Genomic DNA, 11,912 nt, shown 5'->3' with positions numbered 1-11,912 from the left:
CATGCGAGACGGCGCGGGGCAGGGGAGGGGTTCGCATGATCGCCGTGATCTTCGAGGTGCAGCCCGCCGAGGGGCGGGAGGAGGACTACCTCGCCATGGCCGCGACCATGCGCGCGGAGCTCGAGAAGCAGCCCGGCTTCGTCTCGGTCGAGCGCTTCCGCAGCATCACCACGCCGGGCAAGCTGCTCTCGCTGTCCTTCTGGCAGGACGAGGAATCGGTCCGCGCCTGGCGCTGCCATGGCGGCCATCGCGGCGCGCAGCGCGCGGGGCGGGAGGGTGTCTTCGCCGGCTACCGCCTGCGCGTCGCGGCCGTGCTGCGCGACTACGGGCGGGACGAACGGCGGGAGCAGGCGCCGGAGGACAGCAACGCGCTGTGGGGACTTTAGCGGCGGCTATCGCGCGCGGGGCGGCCGTGCGCAGGACGAACCGCTGACGGCCATCCGCGCAACGGTCTATCCTTCGCGCGGGTTCCGTCAGCGCCCGAGCCAGGCCGCGATCCGCCCCGGCGCCGCCCGCATGTCCTCGGCCGGCCCGCAATACGAAAAGCGCAGGAAGCGCGCCCCGCGCTCGCGGTCGAAGTCGAGCCCCGTGGTCGCGGCGATGCCGGCCTTGTCCAGCATCTCGGCGCAGAAGGCGGCGCTGTCGTTCGTCAGGTGCGCCACGTCGCACCACAGGTAGAAGGCGCCGTCCGCCGCCGCGATCCGGTCGAGCCCTGCGCGCGGCAGCCCTTCGAGAAGTGCTGCGCGGCTCGCGGCATAGGCGGCCTTGTTCGCCTCCAGCTCCTCGGTGCAGTCCATCGCCGCCTCGGCCGCCACCTGCGCGACATGCGGCGCGCTGATGAACATGTTCTGCGCGAGGCATTCCACCGGGCGCACCAGGTCCTCCGGCAGCAGCAGCCAGCCGATGCGCCAGCCCGTCATGGACCAGTATTTCGAGAAGGAGTTCACCACCACGGCGCTGTCGCTGAAGGCCGCCGCCGTGCTCTCGGCGACGGTGCCCCAGGTGAGCCCGTGATAGATCTCGTCGCTGATCAGCCGCACATCGTTCGCGTGGCACCAGCGCGCGATCGCGGCGAGCTCCTCCGGCGCCAGCATGGTGCCGGCCGGGTTGCAGGGGCTGGCGACGATCAGCCCGGCCGGGCGCGGGTCGAGCCGTTCGAGCATCTCGATCGTCGGCTGGAAGCGCGTGGCGGCGTCGCAGGGCAGCATCACCGGCTCCATGCCGAGCGCGGTGAGGATGTTCGCGTAGGGCGGGTAGAAGGGCGCGGCCATCGCGACCCTGTCGCCGCGGTCGAAGGCGGCGAGGAAGGCGAGCGGGAAGGCGCCCGAGGCGCCGACCGTCACCGCGATGCGGGAGGGCGCCACCGCCGCGCCGTAGCGCTCGGCGTAGTGGCGCGCGATGCGCGCGCGGAGGCTCGGCAGGCCGAAGGCCTCCGTGTAGCCCATCGGCAGGCCGGCCGAGAGGGCGGCGATCGCGGCATCCCGCGCGCCGCGCGGCGCGCCGGTGCCGGGCTGGCCGACCTCCATGCGCAGGATGCCGGGCGCGCCCGGCGGCAGCGCGGCGGCGCGCGCATTGGCCGCCGCGATCACGTCCATCACCAGGAAGGGCGGCGCGTCGCCCGCGCGCCCCACCTTCATCGCGCGAAGGATCCGATCGCGACGCCGCCGCCGCGCGGATCGGCCTGGCCCGAGCAGGTCGCGTTGGCCGCCGGCGCGAAGCCGGGGCAGTTGATGATCAGCCCGCGCCCGGGTTCCGGCACCGCGGAGAAGACCTCGCCCGGGGCCACGCGACGCAGCGCGGCGGCGAGCGTCGCGCCCGCGGCGGCGCCGGCCGCCTGCTGGCCGGACCCGGCCGTGGCGGCGCGGAACAGGCGCAGGTCGCGGTTCGTCGCCAGCGCGACCGCGAGCGGCGCGGCCGGCACGTTGCCCGCATTCGGCGCGGCGGCCAGCAGGATGCCGGTTTCCGTCACCACGCGCCCGGTGCCGAACAGGTTGTTCATCGAGAAGGCGCAGGCGACCGCATTGCCTTCCGGGTCCTGCGTGACGAGGCCGGCACTCGCGCCGACCATGCCGGAGGACAAGGGCGCCGCGGCGCCGGACATCGCCGCCTGGAAGGCGGCCGCCGTGCCCGCGCCGCCATCGATCGAGGCGGGCAGGAAATGCGCGACGTCGTTGCCGGCCGGCACGCGCACCGTCTCCAGCGCCTCGGCCCGCGCGGCGCGGAGCTCGGCGGCGGTCAGCCCGCCGCCGGCGGTGGCGGACCCTTCCTCGAGCCGCCCGGCGAGTTGGCCCTGGTACATCTCGCCCACGCCGCCGGTGCGCAGCTGCGCCAGCGTCGCGCCGAGGTCGAGCTGCGTCATGCGCTCGCCCGCCTGCAGCGGCCCGCCGCCCGGCGCGCCGAAGACGCGCCGCGCCTGCGGGTCCTGCAGCAGCGGCCCGGCGACGGCGGCGAGGTCGGTGGCGAAGGCGCGGCTCACCTCGGTGCCGAGCCGCGCGAGGTCCTCGGCCGGGCGGACCAGCTGCTCGAAGCGCAGCCGCCCGCCGCGCGTGTGCAGCAGGAACAGGCCGCGCGCCATCAGCGGCACCGCGGCCGGTCGGTCCGTGCCCTGCGGAATGCCGGCGCGGCCGCCGGCGGGGAAGGACAGGGCGATGACTTCGCGCTGCCGGACGTTGAAGACGAGGCAGGCCCCGCCGCCGCCGAGCCCGGCGCGGGAGGGGAGCGTGACCGTCATGGCGAAGGCGCCGGCGACCGCCGCGTCCACCGCCGTGCCGCCGGAGGACAGGATCTCGCGCGCGACGATCGCCGCGCGGGGTTCGTCGGCCGCGGCGCCGCCGACGAAGCCGGTGACGTGGCCGGGCGTGCCGAACGGCGCCTGGGGGCGGCCGCCGAGGCCCGGCACGACGGAACTCACGCTGGAGCAGCCGGGCAGGGCCAGGCCGAGGCCGATCAGCAGGGCCGCCGCAAGGCGCTTCGGCCGGCGCCCCTGGGTCGCGCGCATGGGCAAGTCGCTCGCCCCGGTGGTGGTGCTGGTGCTCATGCGCCTGGCCCTGGCCTCCCCTGGCGTGCCACCCGTCCGGGGGCACGCTGTCATCCCGCGCATCGCGGCGGCGGCGGGTGCGGCCCCGGGCCCCGGTCCGGCCGCTGCCCGCGCCGCGCTGCTCAGGGCCTCGGCCATAGACGCCTTCGTGACGACCGGCAACCGCATGTTCGGTCCCCGCCCGTCCGTCCCGCGGCGGGGCCGGGGGCCGGGGCGGGCGTCGCGGCGGTTGAGCGGCGCCGGCCATGCGCGCAGACTGCCCGCCCGCGGATGCGCGCGGCCGGTCCCCCGCCGCGCGGCGCCCATGCCCGCCGGACGGGCCGGGAAACAGGCGCCCCGGCGCCGGGAGAGACGATGAGACGAGCCTTCCTTCTGGCCGCGGCCGGAACCCTGATCGGCGGCCGCGCCATCGCGCAGTCCTTCACCCAGGCGCAGCGGGAGGAGATCGTCTCCATCCTGCGCGACGCGCTGCGGCGGGACCCCTCCATCCTGCGCGACGCCTTCGGCGCGATCCAGGCGGCGGAGGAGCAGGAACGGACCGGCGCCCAGCGCGCCGCCATCGCCGCCCATCGCCAGGCGCTGTTCGGCGACGCGGCCGACCCGGTGCGCGGCAACCCGCGCGGGAACGTCACGATCGTCGAGTTCAGCGACGCGCGCTGCCCCTACTGCAAGCGGCTGCATGGGGAGATGACGCAGCTGCTCGCCCGCGACGCGCAGGTGCGGGTCATCATGAAGGACCTGCCGATCCTGGGGCCGCAATCGGTCGTGGCCGCGCGCGCGCTGCTCGCCGCGCAGCGCCAGGGGCGCTACCCGCAGCTGTTCGACGCGCTGATGGCCCTGCGCGGGGAGCCGACGGACGAGGCGATCCGCGAGGAGGCCGCGCGCGTCGGCCTCGACGTCCCGCGCCTGCTGCGGGAGATGGAGGATCCGGCGATCCAGCGCCGGCTGGACGCCAATGTCGCGCTCGCCCGCACGCTGCGGATCGAGGGCACGCCGGCGCTCGTGATCGGCGACACGCTGGTGCCCGGCGCCGTTCCGCTCGCGGAACTCGAGCGCATGGTCGCGGCCGAGCGCCAGCGGCGGCGATGAGCGCGACCGCCTTCATCTGCGCCACCTGCGGCACGCAGCACGCGCCTTCCGCCGCCCCGCCGGCGGCCTGCGCGATCTGCGAGGACCCGCGGCAATGGGTCCCCGGCGCGGGCCAGGCCTGGACGACGATGGAGGCGCTCGCCCGCCGGCACGCGATCGGCTGGCGGGAGGTCGCACCCGACCTGCTCGGCTGCGGCATGTTCCCCGATTTCGGCATCGCGCAGCGGGCGCTGCTGCTCCGCACGCCGGCGGGCAACGTGCTGTGGGACTGCGTCGCGCTGGTCGATCCCGCGACGGTGGCGATCGTGAAGGCGCTGGGCGGCATCGCCGCCATCGCCATCAGCCACCCGCACTACTACGCCAGCATGGTGGATTGGGCGCGGGCCTTCGACTGCCCGGTGCTGCTGCATGGCGACGATTCGCGCTGGGTGATGCGGCCCGACCCCGCCATCCGCTTCTGGCAGGGCGAGCGGTGCGACGTGCTGCCGGGCGTGACCCTGCATCGCCTGGGCGGGCATTACGCCGGCGGGACCATCCTGCACTGGGCGGCGGGGCGCGGCGCGATCATGACGGGCGACATCGCGAGCGTGACGCCGGACCGGCGCCATGTCTCCTTCATGTGGTCCTTCCCCAACTGGGTGCCGCTGCCCGCGGCCGATGTGGCGCGCATGGGCGCGGTGCTGGACGCGCTCGACTTCGATGCCGTCTACGGCGCCTGGTGGGACCGCGTGATCCCCACGGGCGGCAAGGAGGCGGTGCGCGCCTCCGTCGCGCGCTACATCCGCGCGGTGGAAGGGCCGGGGCCGCTCGCGCCCTGACCGTCAGCGCGGCGCGGCCAGCACCAGCGTCCAGAACAGGCGCGGGATGTTGCCCATCATCATCCCCGGCCCGCCGGCGAAGCCCACGCCGATCTGCGTCACGTCGTCGGCCAGGATGTTGGCGCGGTGGCCGGCGCTGTTCATCCAGGTGACCACGACCTCCCGCGGGCTGCCCTGGCCGGCGGCGACGTTTTCGCGGAAGGACCGCCAGCGATAGCCGGCGCGGGCGATGCGCGCGCCGGGGTCGCTGCCGTCGCTGCCGCGATGGTCCATGCGCGACGTCGCGAGCATGTCGCGCGAATGCGCCGTTGCGGCGCGGGAAAGGCGGTCGTCGATGCCGAGCGGCCCGCGCCCGAAGGCCGCGCGCGCGGCGTTTACCTCGGCGCGGATGGCCTGCTGCGTGCCGGGGTCGGCGGCCAGGGCTTCCCTGCCGATCACGAGGGCGGGCAGCAGGGCGGGGAGCAGGCGGCGATGGAGCATGGCGTCCTGGTCGTTCGAATCGATGGCTGGGGCGTTCTTGCCACGAACGCGTGTGCGGCGCGCCTTCGTCCCTTCCGGGGCGCCAGGTGACGCAGGTCACATGCCCAGCGCCGACCCCGGACGGGGGAAGGGAATGTTCGATGGAGGGGCGTTCCGTAGAAACGGTTCATCGCGTGCGGGCGCTTCGCGGCCAAGCGATTTCCGAGCACGCAGGCCGGTTTCACGACCACCGGTCGCACCGCCGCCGCGCGCGCGACCGCGGATAGACGAGGCCCCCGACCTGTATAGACTGTAGATCTACGGAGGCGATGGTGCAGGCGGGAGACGGCAGGCGAGCTTCGACGATGCGGCGCGCGCCGCGCTGCGGGACGAGGTGCCCGGCCGCATGACCGATTCGGCCGGCTTCCTTCCCCTTTCGGTGCCGGTGGAGATCGCGGTGCCGGACATCCGGCGCTGGATCGACGGCAATACGGGCATCCCGGGCGTCTGGAGCTTCGCCGCGGCGGAGGACGGGCCGCACCTCGCCGTCACCGCGCTGGTCCACGGCAACGAGATCGGCGGCGCGCATGTGCTCGACCGCTGGCTGCGGGCGGGCATCCGCCCCGCGCGCGGGCGGCTCTCGCTCGCCTTCTGCAACCTCGCCGCCTTCCGTCGCTTCGACCCGGACGACCCGACGGCGACGCGCTTCGTGGACGAGGACCTGAACCGCTGCTGGTCGGATGCCGACCTCGGGATGCGGCGCATCTCCTCCGAGCTGCGCCGGGCGCGGGAATTGCGCCCGCTGCTCGATACCGTGGACGTGCTGGTGGACCTGCATTCCATGCTCTGGCCCTCCGACCCGCTGATCCTGGCGGGGGAGACCGAGAAGGCCGCGCGGCTGGCGGTCGCGATCGGCGTGCCGCCGACCATCGTCTCCGATTCCGGCCATGCCGGCGGGCGCCGCATGATCGACTACGCGCGCTTCGCCGACCCGGCGACGGATGCGACGGCCGTGCTGGTGGAGGCCGGCCCGCACTGGCAGCTTTCCACCGTCGCGCGCATGGACCTCGCCGCGGCGCGGGCGCTGCGGCACCAGGGCATGGCGCGGCCGGGCGACGCGCTGCCGGCCGACCCGCCCTCGCTACCCGCGCCGCGCCGCGCGGTCGTCACGCGCACCATCACCGCCGCGTCGCGCGACTTCGCCTTCGTGCGGGAGTTCCGCGGCGGGGAGGTGATCCCCGCGCGCAATACGCTGATCGCGCTGGACGGGGAGGAGGAGATCCGCACCCCGCACGACGACTGCCTGCTGGTGATGCCGACGCCGATGGTGCCGCGCGGCCACACGGCGGTCCGGCTCGCGCGCCTGCTGGACTGACCCGCGCCCCCGGGGGCTTGCGCGGCGCGGCCCGCCGCGCTTGCGTGCAGCCCGCACCAATCCTTCGGGGGAAACACGCCATGGCCGCCTTGCGCCTCATCACCTTCGCCGACGCCGCGGGCAGCCGCGCCGGCCTGCTGCTGGAGGGCGAGCGCGTCCTCGACCTGGCCGCCGCCATGCCGCCGGCGCGCGACATGATCTCGGTGATCGAGGCCGGGCCAGGCGCGATGGCCGCGATCCGCGCCCTGGCGGCGAACCCGCCGGCGGGCGCGATCCTGCCGCTGGGGTCCGTCGCGCTGCAGGCGCCTATCCCGCGCCCGCGCCGCAACGTCTTCTGCGTCGGGCGCAACTACATGGACCACGTCGCCGAAGGCGACCGCACGCGCGGCATCACCCAGTCCGAGGTGCCGAAGTTCCCGCAATTCTTCACCAAGGCGCCTGATTGCGTCATCGCGCCGGGCGCGCTCGTGCCGCCGCATACGGACGTGACCAAGTGGCTCGACTACGAGGTCGAGCTCGTCGCCGTCATCGGCACGGCGGGTGCCGACATCCCGAAGGAGAAGGCGCTCGACCACGTCTTCGGCTGGACCATCGGCAACGACGTGACGGGGCGCGACCTGCAGCGCCGGCACGGGCAGTGGTTCAAGGGCAAGTCGCTCGACCGCTCCTGCCCGATGGGGCCCTGGATCGTGCCGGCGGCGGACCTCGACGCCTCCGACCTCGCGATCGGGCTGACCATCAACGGGGAACAGCGCCAGGGCAGCCGCACCAGCAAGATGATCTTCGACGTGAAGGAGATCATCCACCAGCTCTCCGCCGGCTTCACCCTGCTGCCGGGCGACGTGATCATGACCGGCACGCCCGAGGGCGTCGGCTACGCGATGCAGCCGCCGCAGACGCTCAAGCCCGGCGACGTCATGGCGCTGACGATCGAGGGCATCGGCACGCTGACCAACACGATCGGCGCCTGACGGCCCATCAGCCCGGCACGACGGGGCGGGCGGGAACGCCCGCGACCGTCGCGCCGGGGGGCACGTCCTCGACCACCGCCGCGCCGGCGGCGACGACGGCGCCGGCGCCCACCGTCACGCCGGGGCGGATGACCGCACCCGCGCCGACCAGCGCGCCGGGCCCGATCCGCACGAAGCCCGCCAGCACCGCGCCCGGGCCGACATGGGCGGCATCCTCCAGCACGCCGTCATGCTCGACGATCGCGCCGGTGTTGACGATGCACAGCCGCCCGATCCGCGCATCGGCCCCCAGCACCGCGCGCGCCATGACCGCCGCGCCCTCGCTCACGCGCGCCCCCGTGCCGAGGATCGCGGCCGGGTGGACCAGGGCGGGCAGGGCGAAGCCGGCGGCTTGCAGGCGGTCCGCCGCCGCGCGCCGCGCCGCGTTGGCGCCGATCGCCGGATGCGCCGCCGCGATCCCGCCTTCACGCAGGGTCGCCAGCGCCGATTCGTCGCCGAGCACCGGCACGCCGAGCACGGCGGCGACGCGCGGCGCGGCATCCACCACCCCCGCCGCCCGCCAGCCGCGATGGGCGAGGAGCAGGTCGAGCACCGCCTTGCCGTGCCCGCCCGCGCCGAGCACCAGGATCGCCGGTCGTTCCATCGTCATGCGCCGAGCCTACATGCATCGGCGCGCGCCATCACCTTGCCGCGGAAAGGCGGGTAGGATGGCGCATCACGGCACCGCCGCCCGGAGAGACGGATGCGCATATTCGGCCTTCTCGCCGCCCTGTTCATGCTGCTGGCCGGCGCCGCGCCGGCTCAGGCGCAGAACCGCTTCTGGCTGCAGAACAACACCGGCCAGGCGATCGTCTCGGCCAATGTCTCGCCGTCCCGCGTCACGGAATGGGGGCCGAACATCCTCGCCCGCGGGCCGCTCGGGCCGGGGCTGCAGGTCTTCGTCGAGCCGTCCTTCCGCGATTGCTGGCTCGATATCCGCGTGCGCTTCGCGGATGGGACGGAGGACGGGCATCTCGGCGTGAACGCCTGCTCGCTCGACCGCATCGCCTTCGGGCGCGACACGCCGCTGGCACCCGCGCCGCCGCCGCCGGTGGTCCAGCAGCCCGACCCGTCCTTCACCTTCGTCAACCGCAGCGGGGACGCGATCCGGGAGATCTATGTCTCGCTGACCAGCGAGCGGAACTGGGGGCGGGACAGGCTGGGCCCGCGCCAGATCCTGCCGCCCGGCGCGTCGATGCCGATCCCGCTGCCGCGCACGGGCGTGTGCACCGCCGACATCCGCGTCGTCTACATGGACGGGCGGATCATGGAACAGCGCAACATCGAGACCTGCACGCGCCGCAACGTGACCTGGCGGTAGCGTGCCGGCGCGAACCCCGCGAGCGGTTCGCGCCGGCGGCGGGCCTCAGCCCTCGCGCTGCTTGCGCGCCTTGAGCGCCGCGGGGCGCGTCATGCAGGCCTCGAGCCACGCCTTGACCTTGGGGAAGGGCGCGTAGTCGTAGCCGTTGAGCCAGGAGCCGTAGAGCACCGAGGCGAGGTTAAGGTCGGCCACGGTGAAGCCGCTGCCGAGCAGGTACGGGCGCTGCGCCAGTTCCTTCTCGAGCACCGCGAGGCGCAGGTCGAGCGCTTCCTTGCCCGCCGCCGCTTCGGAGGCGACGCGGTCGGCCTCGGGCTTGAGGTAGGCGTTGTAGGACCAGCGCATGACATGCGGCTCGGCCTCGGTCGCCGCCCAGAGCGTCCACTGCATGACGCGCGAGGCGTCGTCGCCGGTGGGCATGAGCGGCGCGCCGGCCTTGCCCGCGATGTGCAGGTTGATCGCGAGGCTTTCGAACAGCACGAGCGAGCCGTCCTCGAGCGCGGGGATCTTGTTGTTCGGGTTGATCTCGACCGCGCGCTCCAGCTTGAAGCCGGGCTGGAAGCCGATCGGGATGACCTCGTAGGGCAGGCCTGCTTCCTCGGCCGCCCAGATGCAGCGGAAGGCGCGGGAGCGGGGGATGCCGTGGATCTTGAGCATGGTGTTTCCTCGATGACGCGCGGCGGGATCAGCCCCGCGGCGCGGTTTCCTTTCGGATGGCCTCGGCCAGCGCCTGCACCGCGCCGTGGAAGCGCCGCAGCAGCAGCACCCACAGCACGAGCACGAAGACGGCCCAGAGCATCCCGAACAATTCCCACGCGAGCGCCGCCGCCGCCACCCAGCCGAGGCCGAGCAGCACGCCCGCGCGCAGCACGCCGAGCACGGGGTGCGCGGCGCGATGCAGAGGCGCGTCTTCCTTCACATCCCGCCGATATAGTTCGGCCCGCCGCTGCCCTCCGGCGTGCACCAGTCGATGTTCTGCGTCGGGTCCTTGATGTCGCACGTCTTGCAGTGCACGCAGTTCTGCGCGTTGATCACCAGACGCGGCTGGCCTTCCTCCGCACCCACCGCCTCGTAGACGCCGGCGGGGCAGTACCGGCTTTCCGGGCTGCCGAAGGTCTCGAAGTTCACGGCCTTCCAGCGCGACGGGTCGCGCAGCTTCAGATGCGCGGGCTGGTCTTCCTCGTGGTTGGTGTTCGACAGGAACACCGAGGAGAGGCGGTCGAAGGAGATGACGCCATCCGGCTTCGGATACTCGATGCGCGGCGCGTCGGACGCCTTCTTCAGCGTCGCGTGGTCGTCATGGTGCGACAGCGTCCAGGGCGCCTTGCCGCGGAAGACGTAGGCCTCCAGCGCCGCGTTCGCCATGCCGCCCCAGAAGCCGAACTTGGCGAAGCCGGGGCGGATGTTGCGCACCGCGTTCAGCTCCTCCCACACCCAGGATGCCTTGAGCAGCGCGGGATAGGCCTCGACCACGGCCGGCCGCTGCTCGGCCTTGAGCGCCTCGGAGATCGCCTCGGCCGCGACCATGCCGGACTTCATCGCCGTGTGCGTGCCCTTGATCTTGGGCACGTTCAGGAAGCCCGCGCTGTCGCCGATGATGGCACCGCCGGGGAAGACCAGCTTCGGGATGGACTGGAAGCCGCCCTCGTTCAGCGCGCGCGCCCCGTAGGCGATCCGCTTGCCGCCCTCCAGCATGGGGCGCACCGCCGGGTGCTGCTTGAAGCGCTGGAATTCCTCGAAGGGGGAAAGCCAGGGGTTGGTGTAGTCGAGCCCGACCACGAAGCCGATCGAGACCAGGTTCTCCCCCAGCATGTACAGCCAGGACCCGCCATAGGTGTCCGACGGCATCGGCCAGCCGGTCGAATGCCAGATCAGCCCGGGCGTGTGCTTCTCCTTCGGGATCTCCCACAGCTCCTTGATGCCGAGCCCGTAGGTCTGCGGCTGCGCGCCCTCGCGCAGCTTGTAGGTCTCGAACAGCTTCTTGGTGAGCGACCCGCGGCAGCCTTCGCCGAACAGCGTGTAGGTGGCGCGGAGTTCCATCCCCGGCTGGTAGTTCGGGCCCTGCTCGCCATCGCGCGTGATGCCCATGACGCCGGCGACGACGCCCTTGACCACGCCGTCCTCGATGATGGTCTCGGACGCGGCGAAGCCGGGATAGATCTCGACGCCCAGCGCCTCGGCCTTCGCGCCGAGCCAGCGGCAGACATTGCCCAGGCTGACGATGTAGTTGCCGTGGTTGTTCATCTGCGGCGGCGTCGGCAGCTTCCACGCCTTCGTCGCCGTCAGGAACATGAAGCGGTCGTCGCGGGCGGGGGTCGCCAGGGCCGGCGGGTCGTCGCGCCAGTCGGGGATCAGCTCATCCAGCGCGCGCGGTTCCAGCACCGCGCCCGAGAGGATGTGCGCGCCGATCTCGCTGCCCTTCTCGACCAGGCAGACCGAGGCATCGGGGTTCAGTTGCTTGAGCCGGATGGCGGCGGCCAGGCCCGACGGCCCGCCCCCCACGATCAGCACGTCGAACTCCATTGCCTCGCGGTCTTCGGCCATGTCCCCGATGTCCCTCGTATGTTGCCGCCCATGTAGCCGCAGGGCGGGTTGCGCGGAACCCCGCCAGCGCCCGATATGGCGGGGATGGACGCGGACAGGGCGGCATGGCTGGCAGCACTCGCGCTGCAGCTGGACTGGGGGGCGGACGAGGCGCTGGCGCCCGAGCCGCCGGACCGCGCCGCCGCGCGCCCGGTGGCCGTCCCCCGCGCCGTGCCCGATGACGGCCCCCGCCCCGCCGCGCCGGCCATCGCCGCCCGCGCCG

The 11,912-nt window shown here is 73.7% G+C and carries 13 protein-coding genes; 6 read left to right on the top strand and 7 right to left on the bottom strand.

Annotation, left to right across the window (positions count from 1 at the left end):
- Positions 1–35 precede the first annotated feature (35 nt).
- Positions 36–386, top strand: coding sequence for an antibiotic biosynthesis monooxygenase family protein (locus tag J5Y09_RS22980; RefSeq protein WP_209354197.1), 351 nt, complete (start codon positions 36–38; stop codon positions 384–386).
- A gap of 87 nt (positions 387–473) precedes the next feature.
- Here J5Y09_RS22980 and J5Y09_RS22975 read toward each other — a convergent pair whose 3' ends face one another.
- Both J5Y09_RS22975 and J5Y09_RS22970 read right to left on the bottom strand, forming a co-directional pair.
- On the bottom strand, positions 474–1,637 hold the full coding sequence (locus tag J5Y09_RS22975; RefSeq protein WP_209354196.1) for a pyridoxal phosphate-dependent aminotransferase: 1,164 nt from the start codon (positions 1,635–1,637) through the stop codon (positions 474–476).
- Positions 1,634–3,037: a gamma-glutamyltransferase gene (locus J5Y09_RS22970; RefSeq protein WP_209354195.1), complete on the bottom strand. Its 1,404-nt coding sequence runs from the start codon at positions 3,035–3,037 to the stop codon at positions 1,634–1,636. The genes J5Y09_RS22975 and J5Y09_RS22970 overlap by 4 nt, the downstream gene beginning before the upstream one ends.
- 354 nt (positions 3,038–3,391) lie before the next feature.
- On the opposite strand from J5Y09_RS22970, the gene J5Y09_RS22965 reads away from it, so the two are divergent.
- Positions 3,392–4,126, top strand: coding sequence for a DsbA family protein (locus J5Y09_RS22965; RefSeq protein ID WP_209354194.1), 735 nt, complete (start codon positions 3,392–3,394; stop codon positions 4,124–4,126).
- Positions 4,123–4,944, top strand: a complete 822-nt coding sequence (locus J5Y09_RS22960; RefSeq protein WP_209354193.1) for an MBL fold metallo-hydrolase — start codon at positions 4,123–4,125, stop codon at positions 4,942–4,944. Before J5Y09_RS22965 ends, J5Y09_RS22960 begins: the two co-directional genes overlap by 4 nt.
- Positions 4,945–4,947: 3 nt before the next feature.
- Here the strand turns inward: J5Y09_RS22960 and J5Y09_RS22955 are convergent, their stop codons facing one another.
- On the bottom strand, positions 4,948–5,424 hold the full coding sequence (locus tag J5Y09_RS22955) for a CAP domain-containing protein (RefSeq protein WP_209354192.1): 477 nt from the start codon (positions 5,422–5,424) through the stop codon (positions 4,948–4,950).
- Between the two features lie 385 nt (positions 5,425–5,809).
- Between J5Y09_RS22955 and J5Y09_RS22950 the strand changes: the two genes are divergently transcribed.
- On the top strand, positions 5,810–6,778 hold the full coding sequence (locus tag J5Y09_RS22950) for a M14 family metallopeptidase (RefSeq protein WP_209354191.1): 969 nt from the start codon (positions 5,810–5,812) through the stop codon (positions 6,776–6,778).
- An 80-nt stretch (positions 6,779–6,858) separates the two neighbouring features.
- Entirely contained in the window at positions 6,859–7,749 is an 891-nt protein-coding gene (locus tag J5Y09_RS22945; protein ID WP_209354190.1) for a fumarylacetoacetate hydrolase family protein, read from the top strand.
- Between the two features lie 7 nt (positions 7,750–7,756).
- On the opposite strand, the gene J5Y09_RS22940 is transcribed toward J5Y09_RS22945, so the two are convergent.
- The gene (locus tag J5Y09_RS22940; RefSeq protein ID WP_209354189.1) at positions 7,757–8,398 is read right to left on the bottom strand and encodes a NeuD/PglB/VioB family sugar acetyltransferase; all 642 of its coding nucleotides are present in this window, start codon (positions 8,396–8,398) and stop codon (positions 7,757–7,759) included.
- A gap of 93 nt (positions 8,399–8,491) precedes the next feature.
- Between J5Y09_RS22940 and J5Y09_RS22935 the strand changes: the two genes are divergently transcribed.
- Positions 8,492–9,109, top strand: coding sequence for a Tat pathway signal protein (locus J5Y09_RS22935; RefSeq protein ID WP_209354188.1), 618 nt, complete (start codon positions 8,492–8,494; stop codon positions 9,107–9,109).
- Between the two features lie 45 nt (positions 9,110–9,154).
- On the opposite strand, the gene J5Y09_RS22930 is transcribed toward J5Y09_RS22935, so the two are convergent.
- Genes J5Y09_RS22930 through J5Y09_RS22920 form a run of 3 tightly spaced genes read right to left on the bottom strand, consistent with a single transcriptional unit; the run spans position 9,155 to position 11,650 of the window.
- Positions 9,155–9,763: a glutathione S-transferase family protein gene (locus J5Y09_RS22930; protein WP_209354187.1), complete on the bottom strand. Its 609-nt coding sequence runs from the start codon at positions 9,761–9,763 to the stop codon at positions 9,155–9,157.
- A gap of 28 nt (positions 9,764–9,791) precedes the next feature.
- The gene (locus tag J5Y09_RS22925; protein WP_209354186.1) at positions 9,792–10,025 is read right to left on the bottom strand and encodes a hypothetical protein; all 234 of its coding nucleotides are present in this window, start codon (positions 10,023–10,025) and stop codon (positions 9,792–9,794) included.
- The gene (locus J5Y09_RS22920) at positions 10,022–11,650 is read right to left on the bottom strand and encodes an electron transfer flavoprotein-ubiquinone oxidoreductase (protein ID WP_245217350.1); all 1,629 of its coding nucleotides are present in this window, start codon (positions 11,648–11,650) and stop codon (positions 10,022–10,024) included. Before J5Y09_RS22920 ends, J5Y09_RS22925 begins: the two co-directional genes overlap by 4 nt.
- Positions 11,651–11,912 lie beyond the last annotated feature (262 nt).

Origin of the sequence: Roseomonas nitratireducens (assembly GCF_017813355.1) — a bacterium.
Taxonomy (GTDB): domain Bacteria; phylum Pseudomonadota; class Alphaproteobacteria; order Acetobacterales; family Acetobacteraceae; genus Neoroseomonas; species Neoroseomonas nitratireducens.
The sequence above is the reverse complement of the archived record's forward strand: the minus strand, read 5'-3'. Positions and strand labels throughout refer to the sequence as shown.

Bases quoted from the DNA above. Each gene is read 5' to 3' on its own strand.
- J5Y09_RS22980 (WP_209354197.1), top strand. From the start codon at position 36: ATGATCGCCGTGATCTTCGAGGTGCAGCCCGCCGAGGGGCGGGAGGAG.
- J5Y09_RS22975 (WP_209354196.1), bottom strand. From the start codon at position 1,637: ATGAAGGTGGGGCGCGCGGGCGACGCGCCGCCCTTCCTGGTGATGGAC.
- J5Y09_RS22970 (WP_209354195.1), bottom strand. From the start codon at position 3,037: ATGAGCACCAGCACCACCACCGGGGCGAGCGACTTGCCCATGCGCGCG.
- J5Y09_RS22965 (WP_209354194.1), top strand. From the start codon at position 3,392: ATGAGACGAGCCTTCCTTCTGGCCGCGGCCGGAACCCTGATCGGCGGC.
- J5Y09_RS22960 (WP_209354193.1), top strand. From the start codon at position 4,123: ATGAGCGCGACCGCCTTCATCTGCGCCACCTGCGGCACGCAGCACGCG.
- J5Y09_RS22955 (WP_209354192.1), bottom strand. From the start codon at position 5,424: ATGCTCCATCGCCGCCTGCTCCCCGCCCTGCTGCCCGCCCTCGTGATC.
- J5Y09_RS22950 (WP_209354191.1), top strand. From the start codon at position 5,810: ATGACCGATTCGGCCGGCTTCCTTCCCCTTTCGGTGCCGGTGGAGATC.
- J5Y09_RS22945 (WP_209354190.1), top strand. From the start codon at position 6,859: ATGGCCGCCTTGCGCCTCATCACCTTCGCCGACGCCGCGGGCAGCCGC.
- J5Y09_RS22940 (WP_209354189.1), bottom strand. From the start codon at position 8,398: ATGACGATGGAACGACCGGCGATCCTGGTGCTCGGCGCGGGCGGGCAC.
- J5Y09_RS22935 (WP_209354188.1), top strand. From the start codon at position 8,492: ATGCGCATATTCGGCCTTCTCGCCGCCCTGTTCATGCTGCTGGCCGGC.
- J5Y09_RS22930 (WP_209354187.1), bottom strand. From the start codon at position 9,763: ATGCTCAAGATCCACGGCATCCCCCGCTCCCGCGCCTTCCGCTGCATC.
- J5Y09_RS22920 (WP_245217350.1), bottom strand. From the start codon at position 11,650: ATGGCCGAAGACCGCGAGGCAATGGAGTTCGACGTGCTGATCGTGGGG.